2 protein-coding genes are annotated in these 2,781 nt (G+C 66.8%); both read left to right on the top strand.

The window, feature by feature from the left end; all coding sequences use genetic code 11:
• On the top strand, positions 1-1,083 hold a 1,083-nt coding region (gene pdxR, locus AC1DOC_RS28050), incomplete at its 5' end, for a MocR-like pyridoxine biosynthesis transcription factor PdxR (protein ID WP_478130955.1).
• A gap of 341 nt (positions 1,084-1,424) precedes the next feature.
• Positions 1,425-2,781: type VI secretion system Vgr family protein (locus AC1DOC_RS28045; protein WP_478130954.1), on the top strand; the 1,357-nt coding region annotated here is incomplete at its 3' end.

Below are 2,781 nucleotides of genomic sequence, written 5' to 3'. Positions count from 1 at the left end.
GGCATGCCCGCGCTCTCGCACTTTCCCGCGGCCGCATGGCGGCGCGCCATCGACCGCGCGATCCGCGGCGCCAGCCCCGCCACGCTCGGCTATGGCGATCCGCTCGGCGAACCGCCGCTGCGCGCAGCCATCGCGCGGCACCTGGCCATTGCGCGCGGCGTGCGCTGCGAGCCGCACCAGGTCGTGATCGCCGAGGGCGCGCAGGAAGCTATTGCGCTGTGCGTGCGGCTGCTGTCGAACCCCGGCGACACCGGCTGGGTCGAAGACCCCGGCTACCGCGGCGCGAAGGCGGCCATGCATGCCGGCGACATGCGCATCGTGCCGATGCGCGTCGATGCCGAAGGCCTGTGCACGAGCGAACGCGACTGGCACAGGCACCCGCCCCGGCTGGTCTACGCCACGCCTTCGCACCAGTACCCGGCCGGTGCGGTGCTGAGCATCGCGCGCCGCCTGGCGCTGATCGCACAGGCGCGCCGCCACGGCGCCTGGATCATCGAGGACGACTACGACAGCGAGTTCCGCCACACCGGCGAACCCATCGGCGCGATGCAGGGGCTGGTGGACGATGCGCCGGTGCTCTATGTGGGCACCTTCAGCAAGACGATGTTTCCATCGCTGCGCCTGGGCTTCGTGGTGCTGCCTGCGCCGCTCATGGCCGCRGTGCAGAAGCCGCTCGAGGAAATGCTGCGCGGCGGGCACCGCCACGAGCAGCTGGCGATGGCCGACTTCATCGAGAGCGGCCAGTTCAGCCGGCACCTGGGCCGCATGCGGCGCCTCTACCGCGAGCGGCAACAGGCGCTGCGGCTGGCGCTCGCACGGCACTTCAAGGTGCCGCACGAGATCGACGGCGGCCACTGCGGACTGCACCTCACGGTGCGGCTGCCGCCGAGCTTCGACGACCGACGCATTGCGGCCGATGCGCTGCGCCACCGGCTCGCGCCCACCGCGCTGTCGAGCTTTGCGATGCGGCCGCGGCCTTCGGACAACGGATTGGTGCTGGGCTATGGCAACACATCGGCGGAGCTCTTCGAGCCGCTGGTCAAAAGACTGTCGCAGCTGGCGCGTGCAGCGGAGCGCAGTTAAGAGTTCTTTTGTTTGAATAAAAACCGGATCAAGAATTCATTGACTACATACGTCGTATGAGTGCGTTTTTCCGGCAATTCAAATCGCTGCTGCAACTGCAACAAAATCCCCCAAATCGAAAGAGAACTTGCGCCTCGCCGCGCATTGAAATCGCATAATCGCGATCGCTTGAAACGTCTTGTCGCAGCGTACGACAACGACGCATCCAGAGCGGCCACGTCGCTCTCTTAAGCAAAAAGTAATCAACAAAAGCGACTGCAGGGAGTCCGCGTGAAACACGCCATTGCGACATCATCCGTCGCGTCCCCGGCGATCTTGCCGATCGCGTGGAGGCGCCATCCATGAAGCGCCGCGTCACCATCCAGACGCCGCTGGGCGAGGCACTGCAATTCCATCGGCTGGCGGGGCGCGAGGCGCTCAGCCAGGCCTATGCCTTCGACCTGGAATTGCTGGGCAGCAGCAATGCGCTGGACCCCAAGTCCATCCTGGGCAAGCCCGCCACCGTCGTGATGGAGACCGAGAGCGGCGCCCCGCGCTACCTCGCTGGCCTCGTCACCCGCTTCGGCCTGTCGCACGAAGACGACCGCCAGGCCTTCTACAGGATGCGGCTGCGCCCGTGGCTCTGGCTCGCCACGCGCCGCTCCGACTTCCGCATCTTCCAGGACCAGACCGTGCCCGAGATCGTTGCGTCCGTGCTGGGCCGCTACGGCCATCCTCTCGAGCAGAAGCTCAGCCGCAGCTACCGCTCCTGGACCTACTGCGTGCAGTACCACGAGAGCGACTTCGACTTCATCTCGCGCCTGTGCGAGCACGAAGGGATCTACTACCACTTCCGCCACGAAGCCGAGCAGCACGTATTGGTCTTCGCGGACGACATCGCCAGCTCGCACGCGCCGCTGCCCGGCGGAGAGACGGTTCGCTACCACCCGCACGAGAAGGCCGGCATGACCGGTGGGCTGGAGGCCAGCGAACGCATTTACGAATGGGCGTCCTCGGATGAAGTGCGCCCGGGCCACTACTTCAACAACGACTACGACTTCGAGAAACCAAGGGCCGAGTTGTCGCACCTGCGGCAAATGCCGCCCGGGCACGACCACGACGACTTCGAACGCTATGAATGGCCGGGCGGCTTCACCCAGCACGACGATGGCGAAAGCTATGCGCGCGTCCGCACCGAAGAACAGTTGAGCGAACGCAGCCGGGCCACAGGCCGCGCCAACCGGCGCGATCTGGCCCCGGGCTGCACCTTCACGCTCACGCACCATCCGCGTCAAGATCAGAACAGGGAGCATCTGCTGCTGGCCGTCGACTACGACCTTCAAGAGAACCTGCAGGCCAGCGAAGGCGCGAACGCCTCCGAAGGCTCGGTGCAGCGCTTCGCCTTCGAGGCCCAGCCCACCAGCTATGCGTGGCGTCCTCCGCGCACCACGCCCAAGCCGTGGACCGAGGGCCCGCAGACCGCGTTGGTTGTCGGCCCGGCCGGCGAAGAAATCTGGGCAGACCAATATGGCCGCGTCAAGGTGCAGTTCCACTGGGACCGCATCGGCGAGCGCAACGAGAACTCCAGCTGCTGGGTGCGCGTGTCCACGGCCTGGGCCGGCGCCACCTTCGGCGCGGCCGCGCTGCCGCGCATCGGCCAGGAAGTCATCGTCGACTTCCTCAACGGCGACCCCGACCACCCGATCGTCACCGGCCGGG

Source organism: Variovorax sp. 01T439_2, assembly GCF_056398445.1.
This window is presented reverse-complemented; position numbering and strand designations above follow the sequence as displayed.